Origin of the sequence: Jiangella endophytica, from assembly GCF_003427025.1 — a bacterium.
Lineage (GTDB): Bacteria > Actinomycetota > Actinomycetes > Jiangellales > Jiangellaceae > Jiangella > Jiangella endophytica.
Map to the genome: position 1 here is coordinate 1 of NZ_QVAI01000029.1, position 24,215 is coordinate 24,215.

Annotated in this window: 20 protein-coding genes; 11 read left to right on the forward strand and 9 right to left on the reverse strand. The window is 73.1% G+C overall.

Going from position 1 to position 24,215, the window contains the following annotated elements:
* On the reverse strand, positions 1–616 hold a 616-nt coding region (locus DZA62_RS32940), incomplete at its 3' end, for a phosphatase PAP2 family protein (protein WP_116953214.1).
* Between the two features lie 593 nt (positions 617–1,209).
* Here DZA62_RS32940 and DZA62_RS32945 point away from each other — a divergent pair.
* Entirely contained in the window at positions 1,210–3,939 is a 2,730-nt protein-coding gene (locus DZA62_RS32945) for a glycosyl hydrolase family 18 protein (RefSeq protein ID WP_198664459.1), read from the forward strand.
* A gap of 139 nt (positions 3,940–4,078) precedes the next feature.
* Here DZA62_RS32945 and rmuC read toward each other — a convergent pair whose 3' ends face one another.
* Positions 4,079–5,560: a DNA recombination protein RmuC gene (gene rmuC / locus DZA62_RS32950; protein ID WP_116953216.1), complete on the reverse strand. Its 1,482-nt coding sequence runs from the start codon at positions 5,558–5,560 to the stop codon at positions 4,079–4,081.
* A gap of 130 nt (positions 5,561–5,690) precedes the next feature.
* On the opposite strand from rmuC, the gene ychF reads away from it, so the two are divergent.
* Both ychF and DZA62_RS32960 read left to right on the forward strand, forming a co-directional pair.
* On the forward strand, positions 5,691–6,764 hold the full coding sequence (gene ychF / locus DZA62_RS32955; RefSeq protein WP_116953217.1) for a redox-regulated ATPase YchF: 1,074 nt from the start codon (positions 5,691–5,693) through the stop codon (positions 6,762–6,764).
* 40 nt (positions 6,765–6,804) lie between these two features.
* Positions 6,805–7,284 carry a hypothetical protein gene (locus DZA62_RS32960; protein ID WP_116953218.1) on the forward strand — a complete coding sequence of 160 codons (480 nt, stop codon included), beginning with the start codon at positions 6,805–6,807 and terminating at the stop codon, positions 7,282–7,284.
* Here the strand turns inward: DZA62_RS32960 and DZA62_RS32965 are convergent.
* Together DZA62_RS32965 and DZA62_RS32970 are read right to left on the reverse strand one after the other, a co-directional pair.
* A complete protein-coding gene (locus DZA62_RS32965) occupies positions 7,259–7,561 on the reverse strand; it encodes an HNH endonuclease (RefSeq protein WP_116953219.1) in 303 nt (100 codons plus the stop codon). The two genes, DZA62_RS32960 and DZA62_RS32965, sit on opposite strands and share 26 nt — an antisense overlap.
* A 207-nt stretch (positions 7,562–7,768) precedes the next feature.
* Positions 7,769–8,344 (reverse strand): CGNR zinc finger domain-containing protein, encoded by a 576-nt coding sequence (locus DZA62_RS32970; protein WP_232827666.1) that lies wholly within the window; start codon positions 8,342–8,344, stop codon positions 7,769–7,771.
* A 31-nt stretch (positions 8,345–8,375) separates the two neighbouring features.
* Between DZA62_RS32970 and DZA62_RS32975 the strand changes: the two genes are divergently transcribed.
* Entirely contained in the window at positions 8,376–8,780 is a 405-nt protein-coding gene (locus DZA62_RS32975; protein WP_116953221.1) for a RidA family protein, read from the forward strand.
* Positions 8,781–8,818: 38 nt separating this feature from the next.
* On the forward strand, positions 8,819–9,409 hold the full coding sequence (locus DZA62_RS32980; protein ID WP_116953222.1) for a DinB family protein: 591 nt from the start codon (positions 8,819–8,821) through the stop codon (positions 9,407–9,409).
* A gap of 4 nt (positions 9,410–9,413) precedes the next feature.
* Here the strand turns inward: DZA62_RS32980 and DZA62_RS32985 are convergent, their stop codons facing one another.
* Together DZA62_RS32985 and DZA62_RS32990 are read right to left on the reverse strand one after the other, a co-directional pair.
* Positions 9,414–11,219: an ABC transporter ATP-binding protein gene (locus tag DZA62_RS32985; protein ID WP_116953223.1), complete on the reverse strand. Its 1,806-nt coding sequence runs from the start codon at positions 11,217–11,219 to the stop codon at positions 9,414–9,416.
* Positions 11,216–12,931 carry an ABC transporter ATP-binding protein gene (locus DZA62_RS32990; protein ID WP_116953224.1) on the reverse strand — a complete coding sequence of 572 codons (1,716 nt, stop codon included), beginning with the start codon at positions 12,929–12,931 and terminating at the stop codon, positions 11,216–11,218. The genes DZA62_RS32985 and DZA62_RS32990 overlap by 4 nt, the downstream gene beginning before the upstream one ends.
* A 94-nt stretch (positions 12,932–13,025) precedes the next feature.
* Here DZA62_RS32990 and DZA62_RS32995 point away from each other — a divergent pair, with 94 nt between their 5' ends.
* Entirely contained in the window at positions 13,026–13,250 is a 225-nt protein-coding gene (locus DZA62_RS32995) for a KTSC domain-containing protein (RefSeq protein ID WP_198664460.1), read from the forward strand.
* Here DZA62_RS32995 and DZA62_RS33000 read toward each other — a convergent pair.
* From DZA62_RS33000 to DZA62_RS33010, 3 genes are read right to left on the reverse strand one after another with little or no spacing between them, the layout of a single operon-like run.
* A complete protein-coding gene (locus DZA62_RS33000; protein ID WP_116953225.1) occupies positions 13,223–13,780 on the reverse strand; it encodes an AAA family ATPase in 558 nt (185 codons plus the stop codon). The two genes, DZA62_RS32995 and DZA62_RS33000, sit on opposite strands and share 28 nt — an antisense overlap.
* A 33-nt stretch (positions 13,781–13,813) precedes the next feature.
* Positions 13,814–14,725 carry a helix-turn-helix transcriptional regulator gene (locus tag DZA62_RS33005; protein ID WP_198664461.1) on the reverse strand — a complete coding sequence of 304 codons (912 nt, stop codon included), beginning with the start codon at positions 14,723–14,725 and terminating at the stop codon, positions 13,814–13,816.
* A complete protein-coding gene (locus DZA62_RS33010; RefSeq protein WP_198664462.1) occupies positions 14,715–15,605 on the reverse strand; it encodes a phytanoyl-CoA dioxygenase family protein in 891 nt (296 codons plus the stop codon). Before DZA62_RS33010 ends, DZA62_RS33005 begins: the two co-directional genes overlap by 11 nt.
* Positions 15,606–15,756: 151 nt before the next feature.
* Here DZA62_RS33010 and DZA62_RS36095 point away from each other — a divergent pair, with 151 nt between their 5' ends.
* From DZA62_RS36095 to DZA62_RS33035, 5 genes are all read left to right on the forward strand, one after another.
* On the forward strand, positions 15,757–18,222 hold the full coding sequence (locus DZA62_RS36095) for a hypothetical protein (RefSeq protein WP_157988060.1): 2,466 nt from the start codon (positions 15,757–15,759) through the stop codon (positions 18,220–18,222).
* 263 nt (positions 18,223–18,485) lie between these two features.
* Positions 18,486–19,562, forward strand: a complete 1,077-nt coding sequence (locus DZA62_RS33020; RefSeq protein WP_198664463.1) for a LacI family DNA-binding transcriptional regulator — start codon at positions 18,486–18,488, stop codon at positions 19,560–19,562.
* An 82-nt stretch (positions 19,563–19,644) separates the two neighbouring features.
* Positions 19,645–21,660 (forward strand): MGH1-like glycoside hydrolase domain-containing protein, encoded by a 2,016-nt coding sequence (locus tag DZA62_RS33025; protein ID WP_116953229.1) that lies wholly within the window; start codon positions 19,645–19,647, stop codon positions 21,658–21,660.
* Positions 21,657–23,270 carry an FAD-dependent oxidoreductase gene (locus DZA62_RS33030; RefSeq protein WP_116953230.1) on the forward strand — a complete coding sequence of 538 codons (1,614 nt, stop codon included), beginning with the start codon at positions 21,657–21,659 and terminating at the stop codon, positions 23,268–23,270. The genes DZA62_RS33025 and DZA62_RS33030 overlap by 4 nt, the downstream gene beginning before the upstream one ends.
* On the forward strand, positions 23,270–24,187 hold the full coding sequence (locus DZA62_RS33035; protein ID WP_116953231.1) for a dihydrodipicolinate synthase family protein: 918 nt from the start codon (positions 23,270–23,272) through the stop codon (positions 24,185–24,187). Before DZA62_RS33030 ends, DZA62_RS33035 begins: the two co-directional genes overlap by 1 nt.
* The last annotated feature ends 28 nt before the right edge of the window (positions 24,188–24,215 follow it).

The window sequence follows — 24,215 nt, forward strand, 5'->3', positions numbered from 1 at the left end:
TGGCGCGGACGTGCGTCGCGACGGCCGCGGCCAGCGTCGTCACCCCGACCCCGAGGGCCGCGCCCGCGAGCACGTCGTGCAGGTAATGCACACCGCCGGCGACTCGCGCGAGCGCGATCGCCGCCGCGACCGGCACCACCAGCGGCCACAGCTTCGGCATGACGACGACGCAGGCGGTCGCCAGCGCGGCGGCGATGGTGGCGTGGTTGCTCGGCCACGACCAGTCGCCCGGTGACGGGCAGCCGAGCACGGTCTCGATCGCGACAGTGCGGCACGGCCGTTCCTCGGTGACGGCCGTCTTGAGCAGTTCGCTCGCGCCGTAGGCGAGGACCGCCCCCACGCCGGCCGCGACCGCCAGCAGGAACCGTCCCCACTCGCCCCTCGCCGCGACGATCACCGTGGCCGCCAACGCCGCCGCGACGAGGACCAGCAGCCCCCTCCCGGCGACCAGCTCGACCAGATCGCGCGCCCATGCCGGCGCGTCCGCGGCGGTCCCGGCGAGGTCACGGTAGACGGGCTCCCGGCTCGGGGCGGTGGCGGCTCCGATACCGCCGAGCGAGGCCGTGAGGACGACGGCGGGCCGGCCCGGCCGGGGTGTCGTTTCGGTGGCGATCATGCCGGTCAACGCTACGAACGCGCAGGCCAGCGTACATCTGACCATGGTCGGCAGCAGCCGTGCGACGTTCGTCGTACGGCGGGCGACGGTGCGGTGGACGAGGGTCGTATGCGCCCGCCCGCCCACTGAGGCGGGCTGCCTTGGCGGACCGCGGTGCGCCCTGGATCGCCTGCCGTACGCGGCGTGGGCGGTGCCTGGCATCGATGCCGCGAACTCGTTGTTGACGTGCCGCGCGACCAGCGCCGCGTGCGAGCCGTACCGGGCGACGACGTCGAGCTGGTCGCCGCGCTGAGCGGCCAGGCCGACGCGGTGGGGTGACAGCTGTCGTGACGTGGTCCTGACAACCGGTCACGACCCCCTTGGCAGACCTGAACGCTTCTGCTAACTTTCTTTCCAATTCGATTCGAGGCCATTCCGGCGCAATGCTCCGTTGGTGGGGTATCAGCGGATTCACCAGCCGCGTCGGCGAGTCATATCCCTAGTCAATGCTGCGTGCTCGGCCTGCACACGCCCTCGTGGAGGTGATGCGTCACCGCGTTCGGATCCGCGATCCGAGACCCGTCACGGACGAACATCTCGCAAGGGAGCCAGGCATGAAGACTCGATGGCGTACCGCGGTGGCGTACGGCGCTGCCGCGGGTCTGCTGGTCACGAGCGTCGCTGCGGCGTTCGCGGGCCAGACACCACGGCCGGACGGCGATCCGGCCGCGACGTCGGAGCCGGCGCCGCAGATGCGGGCCGCCGCAGCGGCCGAGAACGGTTACCGCAACGTCGGCTACTTCACCCAGTGGGGAATCTACGGCCGCGACTTCCTGGTCCAGGATCTCGACCTCAGTGGCGCCGCGGCCGACCTCACCCATCTGAACTACGCGTTCGCCAACATCCACCCGGACACGCTGACCTGTTTCGAGGCCAACCGGCCGAACGGGCCCAAGGACTCGCCGGCCGAGGGCGACTACGCCGGCGACGCGTGGGCCGACTACGGCCGCGGGTTCGCCGCCGGTGACTCGGTCGACGGCGCCGGGGATACCTGGGACCAGCCGCTGGCCGGCAACTTCAACCAGATCAAGGAGCTGAAGGCCAAGCACCCGCAGCTCAAGGCGCTGGTCTCGATCGGCGGCTGGACGTGGTCGCGGCACTTCTCGCGGGCGGCCGCCACGCCCGAGAGCCGCGAGCGCTTCGTGTCGTCGTGCGTCGACATGTTCCTGCGCGGCAATCTGCCGGTGATCGACGGACGGGGCGGGCCGGGCTCCGGTGCGGGCGTCTTCGACGGGTTCGACATCGACTGGGAGTGGCCCGGCGTGCCCGAGGAGCTCCAGCACCCCGGCAACCACTGGTCGGAGAACGACAAGGAGAACTTCACCGCGCTGCTCGCCGAGTTCCGCCGCCAGCTCGACGCTCTGGGGGCCGAGACCGGCGAGGCGTACGAGCTCAGCGCCTTCCTGCCGGCGAACCCCGTCCTGGTCGACGCCGGGTGGGACGTCTCACAGATCTTCGATTCCCTCGACTTCGGCAACGTGCAGGGCTACGACCTGCACGGCACCTGGCGACCGGACCTCGCCGGCCATCAGGCCAACACCAACGACGACCCGGCGAACCCGCTCGAGGACGGGCAGCGCTTCAGCGTCGACGCGGCGATGAGCTACTACGTCGATCGCGGCGTGCCACCGTCGCAGCTCACCGTCGGCATCCCGCTGTACGGCCGTGGCTGGACCGGGGTCACCGACGGCGGGACGAACGGCGCATGGCAGCCGGCCACCGGTGCCGCGCCGGGCGAGTTTCCCGAGGAACCGGGGACCGACCGCTACCGCAACCTGCGCGGCGGCCAGATCTTCCACGACGAGGACGTACTGGCCTCGTGGTCGTACGACGGCACCGAGTTCTGGTCGTTCGACGACCCGTGGCTGGTGGACAAGAAGGCCGACTACATCACGGCCGGCGGCTTCGGCGGCGCGATGTGGTGGGACCTCGCCGGGGACTACCAGAACGAGCTGGTCGGACTCATGGGTTCGCGCCTGGCGACCGGCGGGCCTGGCGACCCGGGCGGCGGTGATGTGTCGGGTGGCGACGTCTCAGGTGGTGACGTCTCTGGCGGTGACGCGTCGGGCGGTGACGACGGCGGGCCGCAGGCCTGTGCGGCGCCGGCCTGGGACCGGACCGCGGTCTACGTCGGGGGCGACCAGGTCTCGTACGACGGGCACCACTGGACGGCGCGGCACTGGACCCAGGGCGACACCCCGGCCCCGAGCGAGTGGGGCCCTTGGCGCGACGACGGCCCCTGCTCCGGAGGCGGCACAGCTAACGGCACCGACGTCGGGACCGACACCGGCTCCGACACCGGCGCGGAGACGGGCAGCGATGCCGGCTCCGAGACCGGCTCCGAGACCGGTGGGGATACCGGCGCCGAGGACGGCGGCGATCCCGGCGGCCCCGGTGATCCCGGCCGGCGCTGGCTGACCGGCTACTGGCACAACTTCGACAACGGCTCCACCGTGCTGCGCGTCTCGCAGGTGCCGGCGGCGTACAACCTGCTGGCCATCGCGTTCGCCGACAACGTGGCGGGGACGCCGGGCGGGATCACGTTCAACCTCGACACCGGCGGGCTCGGCGGCTACACCGTCGACCAGTTCAAGGCCGACGTCGCCGCCCGGCAGGCCGCCGGCGGCACCGTCGTCATCTCGGTCGGCGGTCAGAACGGTCACGTCAGTGTCACCAACGCGACCGAGGCGGCCAACTTCGCGCAGACCACCTACGCGCTGATGCAGGAGTACGGCTTCGACGGCGTCGACATCGACCTGGAGCACGGGATCAACGCGACGTACATGGAGCAGGCGCTGCGGCAGCTGCGGACGCTGGCCGGCTCGGACCTGATCGTCACCATGGCGCCGCAGACGATCGACTTCCAGGCGCCGACGTTCGAGTACTACAAGCTGGCGCTGGCGATCCGCGACATCCTGACCATCGTCAACATGCAGTACTACAACTCCGGCACCATGCTCGGCTGCAACCAGCAGGTCTACGCCCAGGGCACGGTCGACTTCCTGACCGGGCTCGCGTGCATCCAGCTCGAGGCCGGTCTGGCGCCGCATCAGGTCGGGCTCGGCCTACCGGCGACGTCGCAGGCCGCGGGCGGCGGCTACCAGTCGCCGTCGAACGTCACGGCCGCCCTGGACTGCCTGGCGACCGCGACGCGGTGCGGCAGCTTCGTTCCGTCGGATCCGTGGGGCCCGATCGGCGGGGCGATGACGTGGTCGGTCAACTGGGACGCGACGAACGGCTACCAGTTCGCGAACACGCTGGGCGCCTATCTCGGCACCGGCTGAGCGACAGCGGGACGGCGGGCGGTTCGATGGTGCTCTGGCGCCACCGAACCGCCCGCCATCGCCAGACGCACGGCCGCCGGCGGCCCGAGCAGGTGCCCGTGCGGCGTCCGCCCGGATCGTCGTTCCTGAGCTGTCGTCGTCAGCCGTCGGTGCCGCTGCGCCGCCGTCGCGAGCCCGAGCCCGGCCCCTTGCCCGGGCCGAGGCCGAACCGCGGATCGACCTGGATGTCCTCGAGCGCGATGAGGGCGTCGTCGACCATCTCGGGCGCCTGGAGCTGGCGGGCGGCCCGCTCGACCTGCGGCGGCGCCTCGATCTCTTCGTCGACCACCTTGAGGTCGGCCATCTTGCGGGCGCTGACCAGGACCCGGCTTTCGAGCGAGCTGACGCCGTCGTTGTAGGCCTTGACCGCGCCGTCGAGCTGGCGGCCGAGCCGGGCGAGGTGACCGCCCATGGTCGCGAGCCGGGAGTGCAGCTCGCGGCCGAGGTTCAGCACCTCTTGCGCGTTCTGCGCCAGCGCCTCCTGCCGCCACGTGTAGCCGACCGTGCGCAGCAGCGCGACCAGCGTCGACGGCGTCGCGATGACGACGTTGCGCTCGAAGGCGTGCTCGAACAGTGTGGGGTCCTGCTCCATGGCGGCGTTGAGGAACACGTCGGACGGCACGAACATGACGACGAACTCGGGCGTGGGCGCGAACTGCTCCCAGTACTGCTTGCCGGCCAGCGAATCGATGTGCGTCTTGAGGTGCCGGGCGTGCGCCGCCAGCCGCTTGTCGCGCGTCGCTTCGTCGCGGGCCTCCTGCGCCTCGAGGTAGCCGTTGAACGACACCTTGGCGTCGACGACGACCTTCTTGCCGCCGGCGAGGCTCACCACGAGGTCGGGGCGGAGCTTGCCGTCGGACGTCTCGGCCGTGGCCTGCTCGGCGAAGTCGACGTGCTCGACCATGCCGGCGGCCTCGACCACCCGGCGCAGTTGCAGCTCGCCCCACCGGCCGCGCACCTGGGGCGCGCGCAACGCCGTCACCAGCTGCTGGGTCTCGAGCCGCAGCTGCTCGGAGCTCTTGCCCATGGTCTCGAGCTGGTTGCGCAGCTCGCCGTAGGCGGTGGCGCGGGTCTTCTCCAGCTGGTTCGCGTGGTCGGTGACCTTCTGCAGCTGGTCGTTCAGCGGCTTCACCATGGCCTCGACGGCCAGCCGGCGGTGCTCGAGCTCGGTCTTGACGCGTTCTTCCGAGCCCTTGAACTGTTCGGTGGCCAGCTCGAGGAACTCGGCGCGGTTCTGCCGCAGCGCGTCGGTGGACAGCCGCTGGAACTCCTGCGTGAGCCGCTCCTGCTCGGCGCGGAGCATGGCCAGCTTCTCCTCGCCGCTGCTGCGCGCGTGAGCCAGCTCGGTCTCCAGCCGGGTCTGCTCGGCCTGGGCGTCGAGCATGCGCTCGCGGTCGACCTCGCGCTCGGCCTGCAGGTCCTGCTTCTCGCGCCGGACGGTGTCGAGCTCGGCCCGCGCGGCGTCGCGCTCGGCGGCCACCGTGGCGGCGAGGCCGGCCGTGCGGACGCGGACGAGCAGCGCGCCCACGACGCCGCCCAGGAGCAGGGCGACGAGAGCGGCGAGGACCGTGGAGACGTTCATGGGGGCTACTTTGCCGGGGACCTCCGACAAAGTCGGGGAGGCGCGGCGGGAACCGGTCCGGAACAGGCCTTTCGTGGCGAATCAAGATCCGCTTAGTCGCCGGCCGCCGGGCCACGTACCCTTGGCACCTGTGAGTCTCACCATCGGCATCGTCGGCCTGCCCAACGTCGGCAAGTCCACGCTGTTCAACGCCCTGACGAAGAACGACGTGCTGGCCGCGAACTACCCGTTCGCCACCATCGAGCCCAACGTCGGCGTCGTCGGCGTGCCCGACCCCCGGCTCGCGAAGCTGGCCGAGATCTTCGACTCCGCCCGCCAGCTGCCCGCCACCGTCAGCTTCGTCGACATCGCCGGCATCGTGAAGGGCGCCTCCGAGGGCCAGGGCCTGGGCAACAAGTTCCTGGCCAACATCCGCGAGGCCGACGCGATCTGCCAGGTCATCCGCGTCTTCAACGACCCCGACGTCGTCCACGTCGACGGGCGCATCGCGCCAAGATCTGACATTGAGGTCATCGAGACCGAATTGATCCTCGCCGACCTGCAGACCATCGAGAACGCGTTGCCGCGCCTGGTCAAGGAGGCGCGGATGGCCAAGGACAAGCAGGAGGCCGTCACCGCCGTCGAGCGGGCCAAGGAGGTCCTCGACGGCGGGCAGACCGTCTTCGCCGCCGGCCTCGACCTCGAGCCGCTGCGCGAGCTGCACCTCCTCACCGCCAAGCCGTTCCTCTACGTCTTCAACATGGACGACGAGGAGCTCTCCGACGACGGCCTCAAGGCCGAGCTGCGCGGGCTGGTCGCGCCCGCCGAGGCGATCTTCCTCGACGCCCAGATCGAGGCCGAGCTCTCCGAGCTGGACGAGGCCGAGGCGCTGGAGCTGCTGCAGTCGATGGGCCAGGAGGAGTCCGGCCTCGACATGCTCGCCCGGGTCGGCTTCGACACGCTGGGGCTGCAGACCTACCTCACGGCGGGCCCGAAGGAAGCGCGCGCCTGGACCATCCGCAAGGGCGCCACGGCCCCCGAAGCGGCCGGCGTCATCCACACCGACTTCCAGAAGGGCTTCATCAAGGCCGAGGTCGTCTCGTACGACGACCTGGTCGCGACCGGCTCGATGGCCGAGGCGCGCGCGAAGGGCCTGGTCCGCATGGAGGGCAAGGACTACGTCATGGCCGACGGCGACGTGGTCGAGTTCCGCTTCAACGTGTGACGACACCGGAGGTCGAGCGGGCCCTCGCCGGCATCCGGGGGTGCGGTGGCCCGCCTGGGCCGTCCCCGCGGTCGATCGCCCGTGGGCCTACGATCCCGGCGGTGTCGTTCCCGCCTTCGAGGCGCTGGTGGCGGTCACGGACGAGACCAGCGCAGTGCGCGCGTATCACCAGCTCCTCGGTGCGCTGGCGCACAACCACAGCGGATCGCCGTATCCGGCGATCGTCCCCGGGGTTCGCGGCCTGGCGGCGTCTGTCCCGCAGATGCGGGGCTGGTCCCTCGCGACCGCGCTGGACGTGCTGACGGACTCGTGGTTGTTCACCATCGACGACACCGCGTGCCGGACGGCCGACGGGCAGGTCCACGACCTGACCGAGGTCCAGGGGCTGGTGTCGTCGATCGCGCCTCTCGTGCGTCAGATCGCCGAGCGACGTGAGTCGCCGGAGCTGGGCCGGGCCCTCGAACTCCTCCGCGTCATCGACGATTCCGCACGGCTCAGATCGACGCTGCGTCGGCCGTGACAGCGCGGCTGATCTCGACCTGCCGGACGAGGAACGCCTGTTCGTCCAGCTTCTTGCGGCGCATCCAGGTGGTGACCTCGGCGTTGCACTTGCTGGCGTTGCACGAGCGGCAGGCCGGCACCACGTTGGCCAGCGTGTAGCGGCCGCCGCGGGAGATGGGCAGCATGCAGTCCTTCTGCAACTGGCCGTCGTCGGCGCCGCAGTAGGCGCAGCCGCCCCAGGCGGCGGTCAGCGACACCCACTGGGCGTCGGTGAGGTCGTGGTCGGATTTCGCCATCCGGCGCTGACGGCGGCGGGCGTAGACAGCGGCTCGACGGCGAGACGGCACGATCCGAGCGTACGGCCCCCGGTCGTTCGATCCGGGTATTGACCGCGCTTCAACCAATGAGACCGCGACGCAGCACCGGTGCGGGACTGCGTCGCGGTCCACCGGCATCAAAGGTGGTGGAAGCACCTCCACCGGCACCACCAGCATACCCAATCGTCAGGACGTGGCTGCACGCTGACGGTGGCCGCGGACCTTCGCGAGGTTGCCGCAGCGCTGCATGGAACACCACCGCCGCTTCCCCGGCCGCGAGGTGTCGACCAGCAGCAGGCCGCAGGTCTCGGAGGCGCAGACGCGGATCCGCTCGGCCAGTGGTCCGCCGAGCAGGTCGATCGCGTCGCGCGCGATGGTCGACAGCGCGGCGGGGGTCGTCGGCGCCGGATAGCTCACGCCGGAGCCGACCGTGCCCAGCCGGGGCACCAGCGGAGGCGCCGAGGCCGCGGCGTTGATCGTCGCGACGTCGGCCGCACGCACCTCGCCGCCCACGGCGAGCGAGCGGGCGGCATCGGTGATCGCGGCCCGCAGCGGCCGCATCGACTCCAGGTCGGCGGGCCCGGCGGCCAGGCCGTCGACGGACAGGATGACGCCGAGCCAGCGGGCGAGGTCAGCCGGCGTGTGGACGATCTCCCACCGCGCGTAGTCGCCCTCGCCGCCGGTGTGGGTGAAGTCGAGCGAGACCCGCCCGGTCAGGAACCGCACGCGGACGGAGAGAGGGAGATCCTCGCGGCGTTGCACGACACCATTATAACCGGTTACGGTGTGGCGTATGACACTCACGCACATCAACCCGGAGTCCATGCACGCCAACCCCGCGTTCACCTGGGCCGTCCGGGTCTCCGCGGGCGCCGACCTGGTCTTCGTCGGCGGCCAGAACGGCGTGGACGCGAGCGGGCAGATCGTGGGGCCGGACATCGCGAGCCAGACGCGGCAGGCCCTCACCAACCTGCTGACGGTGCTCGACGCCGCCGGCGCCACACCGGAGAACGTCGTGAAGTGGACGATCCTCATCAAGGAGGGCGCGTCGCTGCAGGAGGGTTTCGCCGCGTTCGGCGAGGTCTGGGGGCAGCGCCCGAACCCGCCGGCCATCACGGGAGCGTTCGTCGCCGGTCTGGCAGTGCCGGGAGCGCTCGTCGAGATCGAGGCCATCGCGGCCGTGCCGCCGGCGGCCTAGCAACCGCGCTGTCGGCAGCGCGGGGTAGCGTCGCGACCATGCCGGACCCGATGAAGGACACCCTCAAGCGCTACCTGCAGAGCCACCGCGACGCTCTGCTGTGGAAGCTCGACGGGCTGGGCGAGCGCGACGCCCGGTGGCCCATGACGCCGACGGGTACCAACCTGCTCGGGCTGGTCAAGCACGTCGCCAGCATGGAGTACGACTACTTCGGCAAGGTCTTCGACCGGCCCGCGCCCGAGCCGATGCCCTGGCTCGACGACGATGCCGAGGCCAACGCCGATCTCTGGGCGACGACGGACCAGTCCCGCGAGTGGGTGGTCGGCTTCTACCACCGCGCCATCGCGCACGCCGACGCCACCATCGACGCGCTCGGCCTTGACGACACCGGCACGGTCCCGTGGTGGCCGGCCGACCGCAACCCGGTCACGCTGCACTGGATCCTCGTGCACATGATCGCCGAGACCGCCCGGCACGCGGGTCACGCCGACATCCTGCGCGAGACCATCGACGGCGAGATCGGCCTGCGCCAGGGCGTCTCCAACCTTCCCGACCGCGACGCCCAGTGGTGGTCCGACTACGTCGAGAAGCTCAAGCGCACCGCCGAAGAGGCCCAGTTCCGGATCTGACGCCTCAGCCCCGGCCGTGCCACGACCACCAGAGCGCCGCGTAGGAGCCGCCCGCGGCGACCAGCTCGTCGTGCGTGCCCAGCTCGACGATGCGGCCGGCCTCCATGACGGCGATCCGGTCGGCGTCGTGCGCGGTGTGCAGGCGGTGGGCGATCGCGACGACGGTCCGGCCGGCCAGCACGGCGGCCAGCGACCGCTCCAGGTGCCGGGCCGCACTCGGGTCGAGCAGCGACGTCGCCTCGTCCAGGATCAGGGTGTGCGGATCGGCCAGCACCAGCCGGGCCAGTGCGAGCTGCTGCGCCTGCGCCGGCGAGAGCTCCGTCCCGCCGGCGCCCACCGCGGCTGACAGCCCGGCCGACGACGCCCAGCCCCACGCGTCGACGGCGCGCAGCGCGGCGGCCACCTCGGAGTCCGAGGCCGACGGGCGCCCGAGGACGACGTTGTCGCGCAGCGTGCCGCGGAAGACGTGGTGCTCCTGGGTGACCAGGGCGACCTCGGTGCGCAGCCGGTCCAGCGGCAGGGCGGAGACCGGGACGCCGCCGACCGTGATGGTGCCGGCGCGCGGGGCGTGGATGCCGGCCAGCAGCTTGCCCAGGGTGGACTTGCCGGCGCCGGACGGGCCGACGACGGCCAGACGCTCGCCGGGCGCGATCGTCAGCGAGACGTCGTGGAGGACGTCGTGGCCGGGCCGGTAGGCATGGCTCACCCCGCGGACCTCGAATCCTTCTGTCACGGTGTCGGTGCGAGGCGCTGCCCCCTCACCCTCGACGATCGCAGGCTCGCGCCGTACTCCCCGCAACCGGGCCATCGCCGCCCCGCCGATCTGCAGTTCGTTCAGCCAGAACAGCAACGTGTCGACCGGCACCAGCAGCTGCTGCGTGTACAGCGTCGCCGCGGTCACCGCGGCCAGCGAGACCATGCCGTCGAGGTAGAGCAGACCGCCGATCACCAGCGTCGCGAAGACCGGCAGCACGAACGCCACGTCGATCGTCGGCAGGTACAGCGTGCGCAGGCGCAGCGTCGCCCGTTCCGCCGCGTACGACGTCGCGATGTCGCGGTTCACCCGCTCGAACCGCCGGCCGCCCAGCCGCAACGCCTCGACCGTCCGTGCGCCGTCGACCGTCTCTGCGAGGCCCTCGGCGAGCCGCGAGTACGACGCGTTCTCCCGCAGGTAGGCGTCGCGGGCCCGGCGCAGGTACCACCGCGACGCCGCCCAGAGCACCGGCACGCCGACCAGCGCGGGCAGCGCCAGCAGCGGCCCGAGCAGCACCAGCCCGCCGAACGTCAGCACGATCGTCACCGCACTGATCAGCGTGTCCGGGACGGCGTACCGCACCGCGCGGGCCAGCAGGTCGACGTCGCGGGTGGTGCGGGTGATGAGGTCGCCGGTGCCGGCCTCCTCGACGGTGCCGAGCGGTAGCGCCAGCACGCCGTCGACGAACTCCTCGCGCAGCTGGGCGAGCACCTTCTCGCCCAGCCGGGCCGACACGAACATCGCCAGCGCGGTCAGCGCGGCCTGCAGCACGACGAACAGGCAGATCAGCAACGTGACACGGGTGACGTGGTCGACGCCGTCCCCGACGTCCTCGACCAGCCGGCCCAGCAGCCACGGACCGGCGAGCCCGGACGCCGCGCCGAGCGCGTGCAGGGTCACGGCGGCGGCGACCTCGCGCCGATGCCGCAGCGCCAGCCGCCGGGCGTGCCGGCGCACGTCCCGCACCGACGCGACCGGCAGGCCGGCCGGCGACCCCGCCGATCCTCCGGCCGGCGAGCCCGCGGATCCGGGCGGCGACCCCGTCGAGCCGCTCATGCCGTCCCCTCCTCACGGGCGACCAGCGCCCGGTACCGCGCATCGTCCAGCAGGGACGCGTGAGTGCCGGTCGCGACGACGGCGCCGTCGTCGACCAGCGCGACATGGTCGGCGTGGTCCAGCAGGATCGGGCTGGTCGCGAACACGACGGTGGTCCGGCCGGCTCGGGCGGCGGCCAGCCGGGAACCGATCCGGGCCTCGGTGTGCGCGTCGACCGCGCTGGTCGGTTCGACCAGCACGAGCACGTCCGGCTCGGCGAGTACGGCCCGGGCCAGCCGCAGCCGCTGTAGCTGGCCGCCGGAGAACTCCTTGCCGCCCGAGGTGACGGCCGTGTCCAGGCCGTCGGGCAGCGCCTCGAGAACGTCGGCGGCCGACGCGACGTCCAGTGCGGCGAGCAGCCGCGCGTCGTCGACACCGTGAACGCCGTCCACCGCCAGCTCGGTGCGCAGCGGCCCGGCGAACAGCCGGGCCTCGTTGCCGGACACCAGGATCCGCCGCCGCACCTCGTCGACGTCCGCGGAGCGCAGCGGCACCCCGCCGTAAGTGACCCCGGACTCGGCGTAGCGGCCCAGCCGGTCGGCCAGCGTGGCGGCGTCGCCGGGCGACGTGCACGCGACCGCCGTGAACCGGCCACCGGCCGCGACCAGCCCGGACGACGGCTCGGTGAGATCGGGCCCGCGCTCGGCGCCGTCGAGGCCGGCAGTTCCGCCGGACGCGATCTCCGGCGACAGCGCCAGCAGCGTCACCACCCGCCGGGCCGCGACGTGGGCCTTCATGATCGCGCTCGCGCCGACGCTCAGCCGCCGCACCGGCGTCGCCAGGAACACCGCGTAGCCGTAGAACGCCACCAGCTGACCGCCGGTGAGGTCGCCCTCCAGCACCTGCCCCGCGCCGAGGAACACGATCAGGGCGACCAGCAACCCGGGCAGCAGCATGCGGGCCGCCTCGAGGGCGGCCTCGGCGCGGGCGAGGTGCACACCGGAGTGCCGGACCCGCTGCGACTCGGCCTGATAGCGACGACCGAACAGCTCCTCGCCGCCGATGCCGCGCAGCACCCGCAGCCCGCCCACGATGTCGACGGCCTGCGCGGTCAGCTCCGCCTGCTGGTCGCGCAGCCGGGCCTGCCGGTCGTGCAGCGGGCGCAGCAGCAGCGCCACCGCCCACACCATGAGCGGCACGCCGGCCAGCACGACCAACCCGAGCTGCCACGACGTCGCGAGCATGATGGCGGCGACCACGGCGATCGACGCGATCGCGCCGATGGTCCGCGAGCTCAGGTCCAGGGCCCGCCCGATGTGCATGACGTCGGCGACGCCCACGCTCATCACCTCGCCGGCCGACGTCTTGCGCGGCAGCGTCGCGCCGAGCCGCGCGGCCTGCCGCGTGACCAGCTGCAACGTCCGGTACCGGGCGCCGAGCGCGTTCGTCAGCGCACACCGGTCCTGCAGCATGCCGGTGAGCGCCTGGCTCACCCCGAGCGCCAGCACCACACCGGCCCAGAGCAGCAGGTCGCCGCGGCCGCGCCCGGTCAGGCCGTCGTCGATGGCCCGGCCGACGGCGTACGGCATCAGCGCCTGAGCGGTCGGCCAGAGGACGCCGTAGAACGCGCCGAGCAGGACGACGGCCAGCTGGGTACGGGCCAGCCAGAGCAGATAGTGACCGGGGCTGAGACGGCGAGGCTCGCCGGGATCCGGATCGGGAAAACGCCGCACGAGACAGGGGAGATTAGTCGTCCCGGCGCTCGGAGACAATGTATTTTCGCGGCGGCCCTTGACCGGCCCGCCCGCGGCGCCCACCATCGACTCGATGGGCGGGATCAGACGCTGGCCGGTGTCGTCGTCCGCGCTGCGCTCCGTCGGCTACGACCCGCAGACGTGGACGCTCGAGGTCGAGTTCGAGTCCGGCGCGGTCTACCGCTACCTCGACGTCGACCCGCTGGACGTCCAGGCGATGATGCGCGCCGACAGCATGGGCGCGTACCTCAACGAGATGATCAAGCCGCGTCACGAGGTCGAGGAGGTCGAGTTCTGAGCGCCCGCGAGCGAGCGCAGGATTCGCTGCGCGAGCGCGCCGATGTCGACCGGGCCCGTGGTGTCGACCCGGACGGTGCGGCCCACGCCGAGCGGCTCGGGTGAGGCCGCCCACTCGGACCAGGCCTCGGCGAGCCGCTGCCTGTCGTCGTGAACCGGGTGGCGACGGCGGATCTCGAACCGCCGGCGTGCGACGTCGGGTGGCACCTGGCACCAGACCTCGACGACCGCGCTCGCGCCGCAGCGGTCCAGGCCTGCTCTCACATGGCCGATGTCGCGCGGCTTGAACCACCACGACTCCATGACGACCAGGCCGGGCAGGCCGGCCGCGATGGTCCACGCCGCTTCCATGGCCGCCGAGCCCAGGGCGGAGCGTGCGGCGGTGCCGACGACGTCGGCCAGTGCTTCCTTGATGGCGTCCTTCGACAGCAGGGGAGCGCATACGGTGCGGGCCAGCTCCGTGGCCAGCGTGCTCTTGCCCGCGCCGGGGAGCCCGTTCACCAGGACGAGGTCGTCGGCCACGCGGGCCATGCTCGCACATTGCCGGGCCCCGGGCCGGCGGACTCAGGACGACGGGGTCAGCGGCTCCAGCGCGGCAAGACCCGGCGCGATCAGCGGCGACGGGGGAGCGGCCTGGGGTGGGGTGGCCCGGAACGCGCTCGGCGCGACGCCGTACACCGCGCGGAACCGGCGGGAGAAGTGGTAAGCGTCGGCGAAGCCGCACTGCACGGCGATGGCGTGCAGCGACAGGTTGCTCATCCACAGCAGTGGCTCGGCCCGGGCCAGCCGCAGCCGCTCCAGCGCGGCCACCGGCCCGAGCCCGAACCGGCGCCGGAACGCGCGGCACAGCGTCGAGACCGACACTCCGGCGGCCGACGCGAGCCGATCCAGGCCGACCGGCCGGGCGACGCCGTCGGACCAGGCGGAGCGGACCGCGGACATGGCGGCGACGACGGGCCCCGGCAGCTCGCCGGACGCGTCGGCCGCGGACGGTGGCGGCGGGGCGAGGAACGTCAGCACCAGCAGCCGCAGCGTCTCGGCGGCCTGCTCGCGCCATCGCGGCGGGCAGCTTGCGCCGAGCCAGAGCAGGTACTGGCACAGCGCCCCCATCGGGTCCGGCCGGCCGCCGAGGTCGCGCACGATCGGCCAGGCCGTGCCTCCGGCGAGGCCCTCGCCGCTCACCGTGAAGTGGACGTACGCGTGCCGCGTCGGCCGCCGCGGATCCCAGTGGAACGAGTCGCGCATGCCCGGCCGGACCAGCAGCAACGTGCCCGGCGTGAGCGGCACGCGCAGGTCGTCCCAGAGCCAGGTCGCGCTGCCGGACAGCAGCCAGACGAACTCGTGGGTGCGGGCTTCGCGCGGCCCGAACGTGGACCCCGGCGGGTAGTCGGCGACGGCCGGGCCGAGGCGGGGCACCAGCCCCACCTCGAACCCGCCGGAGAGCCCCGAACCGGTGACGGCGACGTCAGCGGTCACAGCCACCGTCGCGGTCGGGCCGGATGCGCGGCTTGCGCAGCTGCTCGATGCCCTTGTAGGCGTACGGGTCGCGACCGGCCACCAGGACGACGTCGCGGAAGTCGGCCTGCGCCATGCTCTGGCCCTCGTACGGCAGCGCCCACGGCAGCAGCGACGCGGCACTCATGTAGTGGTTGGCCAGCGCCCGCCGGTAGCCGTGCCGCCCGGTGTTCGGCAACGACTTGTGCAGCAGGTAGCCGTTGAACAGCAGCACCGACCCGGCGCTCAGCTCGACCGGCACGGCGTCGTCGTCGGTCCACGGGAAGTCGAAGGACTCGACGGTGCAGTCGTAGCGCGGGTCGTCGTGCTCGCGGTTGGGGTAGATGACGCCGTCGCGGTGCGAGCCGGGCAGCACCCAGAGGCAGCCGTTCTCGACGGTGGCGTCGTCGAGGGCGATCCACGCCGCGGTGAGCGAGCGGTCGCGGGTCGGGATGAACATCTCGTCCTGGTGCCAGGCCTGGCCGGGCTTGCCTTCGGCCTTGACGAACAGCATCGACTGCATCGCCTTGACGTCGGGCCCGATGATCCGGGTGAGGCTCTCGACGATCGCGGGATGGCGCATCGTGTCGAGCATCAGCGACGACAGCTTGTGCGGGTAGTGGACGCAGAGGAACCGACGGATCACCTCGTCGTCGGTCTCGTCAGGTGACGACGAGACGGCGCCGTCGATCTCGCCCAGCTCGCCGCGGCAGATCCGGGCGGTCTCCGCGAGGAGCGCGTCCAGCTCCGGCCGGCTCAGCGCGTCCTTCAGGATGACGAAACCGTCCTGTTCATAGCGTCCTTCGAGGACTCCGGGCGCGGAGAAATCGGTGGCGGACGGTGCGACGGGTGCGGCGGTCACGGCAACCTCCAGACGACGGCGAACGAACACCCACCAGCGTGCTCCCGGCCGCTCCGGCGCACCATGGCTGCACGGAGCAGCCTGATGGCGAATTCTGTCACGATGCCTCGCGCCGCGAACGGACCTGACAGGATCGGGCACCATGCGTCCAGTGTCGCGACCGATCGTCGCCGGTCTTGTCATGCTGCTCCTGGTCGCCTGTTCGGGTGAGGCCGAGGACTGCTGCTCGCCGGACCCCGGGCCGACGACGCCGGCCGTCCTCACGGCCGGCGTCGAGCGGGTCATCCCGGCGGAGGGCAGCCCGCTGATCCCGGGCACCGGCGACGAGCGGCTGGAGCTGGCCGCGGCGGCCGCGACGAGCGACGCCGTGGTCGCCGTCGGCCGGCAGCGCGACGCGACCGGTGAGCGGTCCACCGCCGCGGTGCTGCGCACCACGGACGGTCGGGAGTGGGCGGCGGCCGAGCTGCCGGATCCGATCGCCGGCGGCACGTTGGCCGCCGCGGTCGCGGCCGGCGACGACGTCCTGGCGTTCGGCAACGACGCCGACGGCCGCCCGGCCGCCGTCCGCGTCAGCGCCGACGGCGCCGAGCCGGTCGAGCTGCCCTTCCCGCAGACTGACCGGCCGGCCTCGGTGCGGGCCGCCGCCGGCACCGGCGACCGGATCCTCGTCGCCGCGGTGGGCATCGAGGGGACCGACGACCCGCGCAACGCGATCGCCGCGCTGCATGTGCTGGCCTCGGACGACGACGGCGCGACCTGGACGGCGCTGGAGCTGCCGGACGAGCTGCGCGTCGTCGACACCGGCCCGCAGGTGATCGAGCAGGCGGCCCCCGGCCAGGTCGGGCTGATCGGCTACGACGGCGCCCCGGTGCTGTCCGTCGGCCTGCCCGGCTCCGAGGGTGTGACGACCACGCTCTGGCGCGGCGATGCCGAGGACGACGCCGCGTGGGTGTCGCTCGGCACCGATGCTGAGCTGTTCGAGGGCGAGACCGTCGACCTCCTGCACGGTCACGGTGACACGCTGCTGGCCTTCACCCGGGCCGGCACCGACGCCGCCGCCTGGCGCAGCGACGACGGCGGCGGCACGTTCGCCCGCGTCGACTCCGGCCCGGCGATCTTCGGCGGTGGCGGCCGGCAGAGCGTTGACGCCGCGGTCACCCTGGAGTCCGGCGCCCTGGTGGTGGCCGGCCGGACCGAGGGCGAGACGTTCAACGGCCGGCGTCCCAGCGTGCTCGAGCTCTGGGTGAGCGAGAACCTGGAGACGTGGCGGCGCTCGCTCGACGACCCCGCGCTGGCCGGGTCGGGGCGTCAGCAGGCGGCCGGGCTGGCCGCGCTCGGCGACCAGGTGGTCGTCGTCGGCAACGACCAGCGCCGGCCGACGGAGGACGAGGCGGACGACGCGGCCGCGCCGCTGGCCACGCACGGCGCGAGCTGGCTCGTCGGCCTCGCCGCCGACGAGGCGGCCGCGCCGCCGGTCGAGGTCGCGCCGCTCGAGGTCACCGGGTTCGCACCCGGCGCCACGATCACGCGGGTCGCCGCGCTCGGCGACGGCCTGATCGCCGCCGGATCCGTCGGTGCCGAGGACGAGGAGCGGCCCGCTGCCTGGACGTCCGCCGACGGCATCGCCTGGACGCCCGTCGAGTCGCCGGCCCTCCAGGAGGCCACCGGCGTCATCGAGGGCCTGACCGTGACCGAGGAGGGTGGTGTGGTGGCGGTCGGCCAGGTGACCGGCTCCGATCCCGACGACGACGATGACGACCTGCTGGGCGTCTGGACCTCGCCCGACGGCGCCGAGTGGACCCGTGCCGACCTCACCGACCCGGTCTACGCGGGCGCCGTCGGCTACGCCGTCACGCAGGCCGGCGACGCGATCGTCGCCGTCGGCACCAGCGAGGCCGAGGGCCGCGGGTACCGCGACGTGGGCATCTGGCGCTCGACGGACCTCGGCGCGACGTGGGCCGCCGTCCCCACCGCCGAGGCGCCGTTCCGGGCCCACGGGATCGAGGTGCTGTTCGGCGTCGGCACGCGCGTGGACGGCACCGTCGTGGCTGTCGGGCACTACGGCGAGCCCGAGAACACCCCTGGCGGCGGATTCAGGTACTCGCCGCAGGCCTATGCGCTGGAGTCCGCCGACGGCCAGACGTGGAGCACGTCGCCCATGCCGTTCGACGGCACCGACTTCGCCGAGCTGCTCGTGGCCCAGCGGGTCGGCGCCGACTTCCTGGTCGCCGGCACCGCGGGCCTGCCGCTGGAGCTGCCGAACGGCGACGGCACCGCCTCGACGTCAGGCGTCGCGCGCGCCGACGGTGACGACTGGGCGGCCGCCGAGCAGCGGTTCCGCAGTCGTCCGGCGATCCGGGCGGCCGTGCCGAGCACCCCGGCGGGCACCGTCCTCGTCGGGTCGTGGTGGCGGCCGGCTGCCGGTCAGGACCCGCTGATCGCGTTCGAGCGCGACGGCGCGCTGGTCCCCGTCGACGGCGACCTCCTCGACGAGCGCGACGTGGTGGCCGTCGGTGCCGCTGAGCTGGGCGAACAGGTCGTCGTCCTGGGGGCGGACACGACCGAGGACGCCAGCGTCGTCGTCGGCTGGTCGATCACGGCCGCCGCCTCTCCGTGATCAGGTGCGGCCGCGGCGGGTCGGCGACCTGCGTGGTTTCAGGACATCGCTCACACCTCGATGACGGGTCCTGGTTGGTCTGGTCCACCATGACACCCTGACCGTCAGCGATGTCCCTAGACACCACAGGCGTGTGAGCGACCGCCAGGGAACATGATCATGGGGCAGGGGCCCAGATCGGGACATCTGGGGTTGACGATCCCGAAACCTCGGCCTTACAGTCGAGCCTCGTCAGGCGTTTATACGTATTAATGGGAGCCTCCGTGACCGAACGACCGCGACGACGGCGGCCCACTCAGGTGGATATCGCCCGCCGCGCCGGCGTCTCGCAGGCCACCGTCTCGCTGGTCATCAGCGGCGGCGCGGCCAGCGATCAGATCGCCGAGTCGACGCGGCAGGCCGTTCTCGCGGCGGCCACGGAGCTGGGCTACTCGGCCAACGTCGCGGCGCGCAGCCTCAAGGGCGGCCGCAACCACCTGCTCGGGCTCTACACGTTCGAGCCGGTGTTCCCGACCGACCAGCACGACTTCTACTACCCGTTCCTGCTCGGCGTCGAGGAGGAGACCGCGGCCCAGGGCTACGACCTGCTGCTGTTCAGCTCGGTCACCTCGGCGGCCGACCGGTCCATCTACGCCGGCGGCGCCAACCGGCTCAAGCTGGCCGACGGCTGCGTCCTGCTCGGTCGCAACGTCCGCCACGAGGAGCTGAACGCGCTGGTCCAGGAGGACTTCCCGTTCGTCTTCATCGGCCGCCGCGAGGTCACCGACGGCGAGATCAGCTACGTGGGCGCCGACTACGTCGCCGCCACCAGCGCGATGGTCGCCGAGCTGCACCGGCGGGGCCACGAGCGCATCCTCTACCTGCGCGCCATCGAGGACACCGAGCCCACCCGCGACCGCGAGCAGGGCTACCGTGCGGGCCTTGCCGCCGCCGGCATCGAGGTCGACGAGCGGCTCATCCAGGGGCTTGCCGACCCCGCCGAGCTCTCCGCCGAGCACGTCCTGCACTGGATCGGCCGCTACGGCGTCACCGCGATCCTGGTCGAGCCGACCGAGGACAACCGGCTGGTCGACGCGCTGACGGCGATGACCGACGGCGCGCGGGTGCGCTTCCCCGAGGACTGCTCGATCGCCCTGCTCGGTGAGCCGCCGTCGTGGACGCCGCAGCTGCGCGACTGGACCCGGTTCTCGCTGCCGCGCGCCGAGATGGGCCGTGAGGCGGTTCGCATGCTGGTCGGCCTCCTCGGCGACGCCCGGTCGACGTCGCACCAGGTCACCCTCCCGTGCACGTTCGTCCCCGGCGACTCCATCGGCCCGGTGCCGCGAGGTGACCAGGCATGACCCTGGTCGTCCTCCGCCGCCTGCTGATGCGCGTGTTCGTCATGCCGGGCGCGCCCCGGCTCGGCCGGCCGGCGATGGCGGCATGACCACACCCACCCCGGCCGGCTGGAACACCTGGGACGTCCGCACCCACACCGGCATGACGCACCTGCCGTCCGGGCTGCGGGTCCGGTTCGGCCTGCTCGACGCCGCCGGGACCCCCGTGCTCGACGGGTTCACGTGGCGGCACGGCCTGGTCCGGCTCGGCCACCACACCGTCGACGGCTCGTTCGCCGAGGTCACGGTCGAGGTCGACGGCGTCGAGCTGCGGCTGACGATGGCCGGCGGCCCGGGCGACGAGCTGTACGTGCGGGCCGAGTCCGCGGGGACGGTGGTCGCCGACGTCGCGCCGAGCCGCGACGCCACCCCGGCGCTCTGGCCGGGCCGCGACTCCGAGGCGTGGCGGCTGGAGCGCTCCGGCGACGACTTCCTGGTCGCGCCGTCCGGCTCCGCCGCGACGGCCGCCGAGGCCGGCGCCGTGGTCGAGGAGCGCCGGGCGGCCGCCGACGCCGTCCGGCCGAGGTCCGGCGGCCGGTACCGTGACGCCGCCGACGCGCTGACCCGCGCCGTCACCTGGAACACCATCCACGCCCCGGACCTGGACCGTGTGCTCACCCCGACCTCGCGCGACTTCGTCTCCGTCGAGCGGCAGGGGTTCTACGGCAGCTGGGCGCTGCACGCATGGGACACGTTCTTCACCGGGCTGGTCGCGACCGTCGTCGACCGCGACTACGCGCGCGGCATCCTGGGACAGATCCTGCCGTTCGCCGACGCCGCCGGGATGATCCCGAACCGGGTCAGCGACGAGCGGGGCACGACGTGGGACCGGTCGCAGCCGCCGGTCGGGGCGATGACCGTGCTGTCGGCGTACCTCTCCGGCGGGCTGTCCGACGAGACCCGCGACCGGCGGCTGCTGGCGGAGACCTTCCCCGGCCTGCTGGCCTGGCACGACTGGTGGCCGGCGCACCGGCGTGGCGCACACGGGCTGCTCGCGTGGGGGTCGGACCCGATCGACGGCGACCCGGAGTCGGCGACGCTGGACCGCACCAAGCGCGAGTCCGGGCTGGACGACTCGCCCATGTACGACGAGGCCGCGTACGACCCGGCGACGCGCACGATGGACCTTGCCGACGCCGGCCTGAACGCGCTGCACATCGCCGACGCCGAGGCCCTCGCCACCATCGCGGGCATCCTGGGGGACGACACGACCGCCGCGCGCCTGGACGCCGAGGCGGAGTCCGCCCGCACCGCCGCCGCTCGGGCGTTCTGGGACGACGACGCGCGGCAGTATCGCAACCTGCGCGCCGACGGCAGCCACGACCCGCACGTCTCGCCGACACTGCTCTACCCGTTGCTGGGCGGCTTCCCCTCGGCCGAGACCGCGCGGGACATCGCCGGCGCGCTGCTCGCACCCGAGGTGCTCGGCGGCGACCGGCCACTGCCCAGCGTCGCCCGCAACGACTCCGGCTTCGCCGCCACGTACTGGCGCGGCCGCATCTGGGCGCCGATGGCCTACCTCGCGGTGCAGGGGCTGCGCCGCTACGACCTGCGCGACCACAGCCGGGCGGTCAGCGTCGCCCTGCTCGAGTTGTTCCTCGCCGAGTGGGAGACGCACAGCGCGGTCCGGGAGAACTACCCGGCCTTCGACGGCGAGGACCTCACCGGCTTCCAGCAGCGCTCGGACGGGCTGATGGCGTGGGGCGGGCTGCTGGCCCACCTCGCGTTCGGCGAGCTGGCCGAGGCGCGCCCGGACGGCTGGCGGTTCGCCCACCCCGGCGAGCCGGCGTCGCTGTCCGGCCTGCCGCTCGGCGACGGCCGGCTGACGGTGCGGGCGGGCGACCGTCTGGTCGTCGCGCTCGACGGCGCCGTCCTGCTCGACGCCGCGCCGGGCGTCGTCGTCACCGCGTACCGGCGCACGCCCGACCAGGTCGCTGCCACCATCACCGGCACGGGCGACGTACGCATCACCGCACCAGGCAGGCAAGGCGAGCCGGAAGTCGTCACCGTCGACGGCGGCACCCGGCACGTCCAGTTCGTCAGAGAGGGATCCCCCGCGTGAGCAATGAGACGGCAACGACCACCGACATCCTCGTGGTGGGCGGTGGGCTGGGCGGCGTCGCCGCGGCCCTCGCGGCACTGCGGCGGGGCCGGCAGGTCCTGCTCACCGAGGAGACCGACTGGATCGGCGGCCAGCTGACCAGCCAGGGCGTTCCGCCGGACGAGCACGCCTGGATCGAGCAGTTCGGCAGCACCCGCAGCTACCGCGAGCTGCGCGAGAACATCCGCGCCTACTACCGCACCTGGTACCCGCTGGCCGACTGGGCGCGCGAGACCCGTGACCTCAACCCCGGTCAGGGGAAGGTCAGCCGCCTGTGCCACGAGCCGCGGGTCGGCGCCGCCGTCCTCGAGGCGATGGTTTCGCCGTGGATCGCGGCCGGCCGGCTGCGCGTCCTCTACCGGCACCGCCCGGTGGCCGCGAGCGTCGACGGCGACCGCGTCACCGCCGTGGTGGTCGAGGGTCCGGACGGCGACCGGCTGGAGGTCCGCGCGCCGTACGTCCTCGACGCGACCGAGCTGGGCGACCTGCTGCCGCTCACCGGCACCGAGCACGTCACCGGGTTCGAGTCGCGGCACGACACCGGTGAGCCGAGCGCGCCGGACGAGGCGCAGCCGGACAACATGCAGGCGTTCTCCTGGGTGTTCGCGGTCGACCACCGCGCGGGCGAGGACCACACCATCGACCGTCCCGCCGGCTACGCCGCCTGGCGCGCGTACCAGCCGCCGAAGTGGCCGAACCCGCTGATCAGCCTCAGCGGGCCGGACCCGCGGACGCTGGAGACGTTCGAGCGGGCGTTCCTGCCCAACGGCGACGACGGCCCGGTCGTGGCCGACCAGAGCAAGGACCCCGGCGACCGCGAGCTGTGGGCGTTCCGCCGCATCGTCGCCCGGTCGGTGTTCCGGCCCGGGTTCGCCGACAGCGACGTCACCGTCGTGAACTGGCCGATGATCGACTATCTGCCCGGGCCGCTGGTCGGCGTCAGCGACGAGGAGCGCGAGAAGCACCTCGCCGGCGCCCGCGAGCTGTCCATGTCGATGCTGTACTGGCTGCAGACCGAGGCGCCGCGGCCCGACGGCGGCACCGGCTGGCCCGGGCTGCGGCTGCGCGGCGACGTCATGGGCACCACCGACGGTCTGGCGAAGGCGCCGTACATCCGCGAGTCGCGACGGATCCGCGCCCGGACGACGGTCGTCGAGCAGGACCTGTCGCTGACGGTCCGCGGCGACGCGGGGGCGGTGAGCTACCCGGACTCGGTCGGGGTGGGCATGTACCGCATCGACCTGCACCCGTCGACCGGCGGCGACACCTACGTCGACGTCGCCAGCAGCCCGTTCCAGATCCCGCTCGGCGCGCTGCTGCCGGTGCGCCTGCGCAACCTGCTGCCGGCGGGCAAGAACATCGGCACCACGCACATCACCAACGGCTGCTACCGGCTGCACCCGGTGGAGTGGAACGTCGGCGAGGTGGCCGGCGCGCTCGCGGCACACTGCCTGGCCGGCGGGCTGGAGCCGGGACAGGTACACGAGGACGGCACGCGGCTGACCGCGTTCCAGGACGAGTTGGCGGCCGACGGCGTAGAGCTGGCCTGGCCGGAGATCAAGGGGTACTGATGACGGATGGTCGAGCCCTGCTCAGCGGGGTGATGGTGCCACTGGTGACGCCGATGAGCGCGCCGGGCGAGCCGTCCGCGGCCGCGGCGTACGGCCTGCTGGACGCGCTGGCCCAGACGGGCGCGCGCAGCCTCATGCTGTTCGGCAGCAACGGCGAGGGGCCGCTGCTGCCGACGGCGGCGCTGACGGAGTTCGCGGCCGGGGTCGCGGCGCGCTGGCGCGAGCTCACCGGCGACGGGCCGGTGTTGATCAACGTCACGGCCGCCGGCACCGCGGAGGCGCTGGAGCGGGCCGCCGCCGTGCGCCTGGCCGAGCCGGACGCCATCGTGGTGAGCCCGCCGATCTACTACCGGCACCGCGACGACGAGGTGGTCGGGCACTTCGCCGCGTTCGCCGGCGTCGGCGTGCCGGTGGTCGCCTACAACGTCCCGAGCTACAGCGTGCCGATGACGCCCGGCGTCCTGAACGAGGTGCTGGCGATGCCGCACGTCGTTGGCATCAAGGACAGCTCCGGCGACCTCGCCGTGCTCGGCCACGTGATCGCCGCGGCCCGCGGCCGCGACGACGTCGGTGTCAGTCAGGGCTCGGAGAAGCAGCTGGTCGCCGGGCTCGAGGCGGGCGCCGACGGCATCGTGCCCGGCATCGCCAACCTCGCGCCCGTGCCGAGCGTCGAGCTGTACGACGCGTTCCGGTCCGGGCGCCTGGCCGAGGCCGACGCCGCCCAGGAGATCGTCGACCGCGTCCTCGCGCTGCACACCGTGCGGCGCGGCGTGCCCGCCGTCAAGGCCGTGCTCGCGGCCCGCGGCCTCTGCCCGCCGCACGTCGCGGCCCCGTTCGTCCCGGCGGACCCGGCCGAACGTGCCGGTCTGCTCGACCTGCTCGCCCCGCTCGACCCGCACCTGATCACGCCCCGTTGATCCCGACCCCGCACTCGAAGGAGAGCGC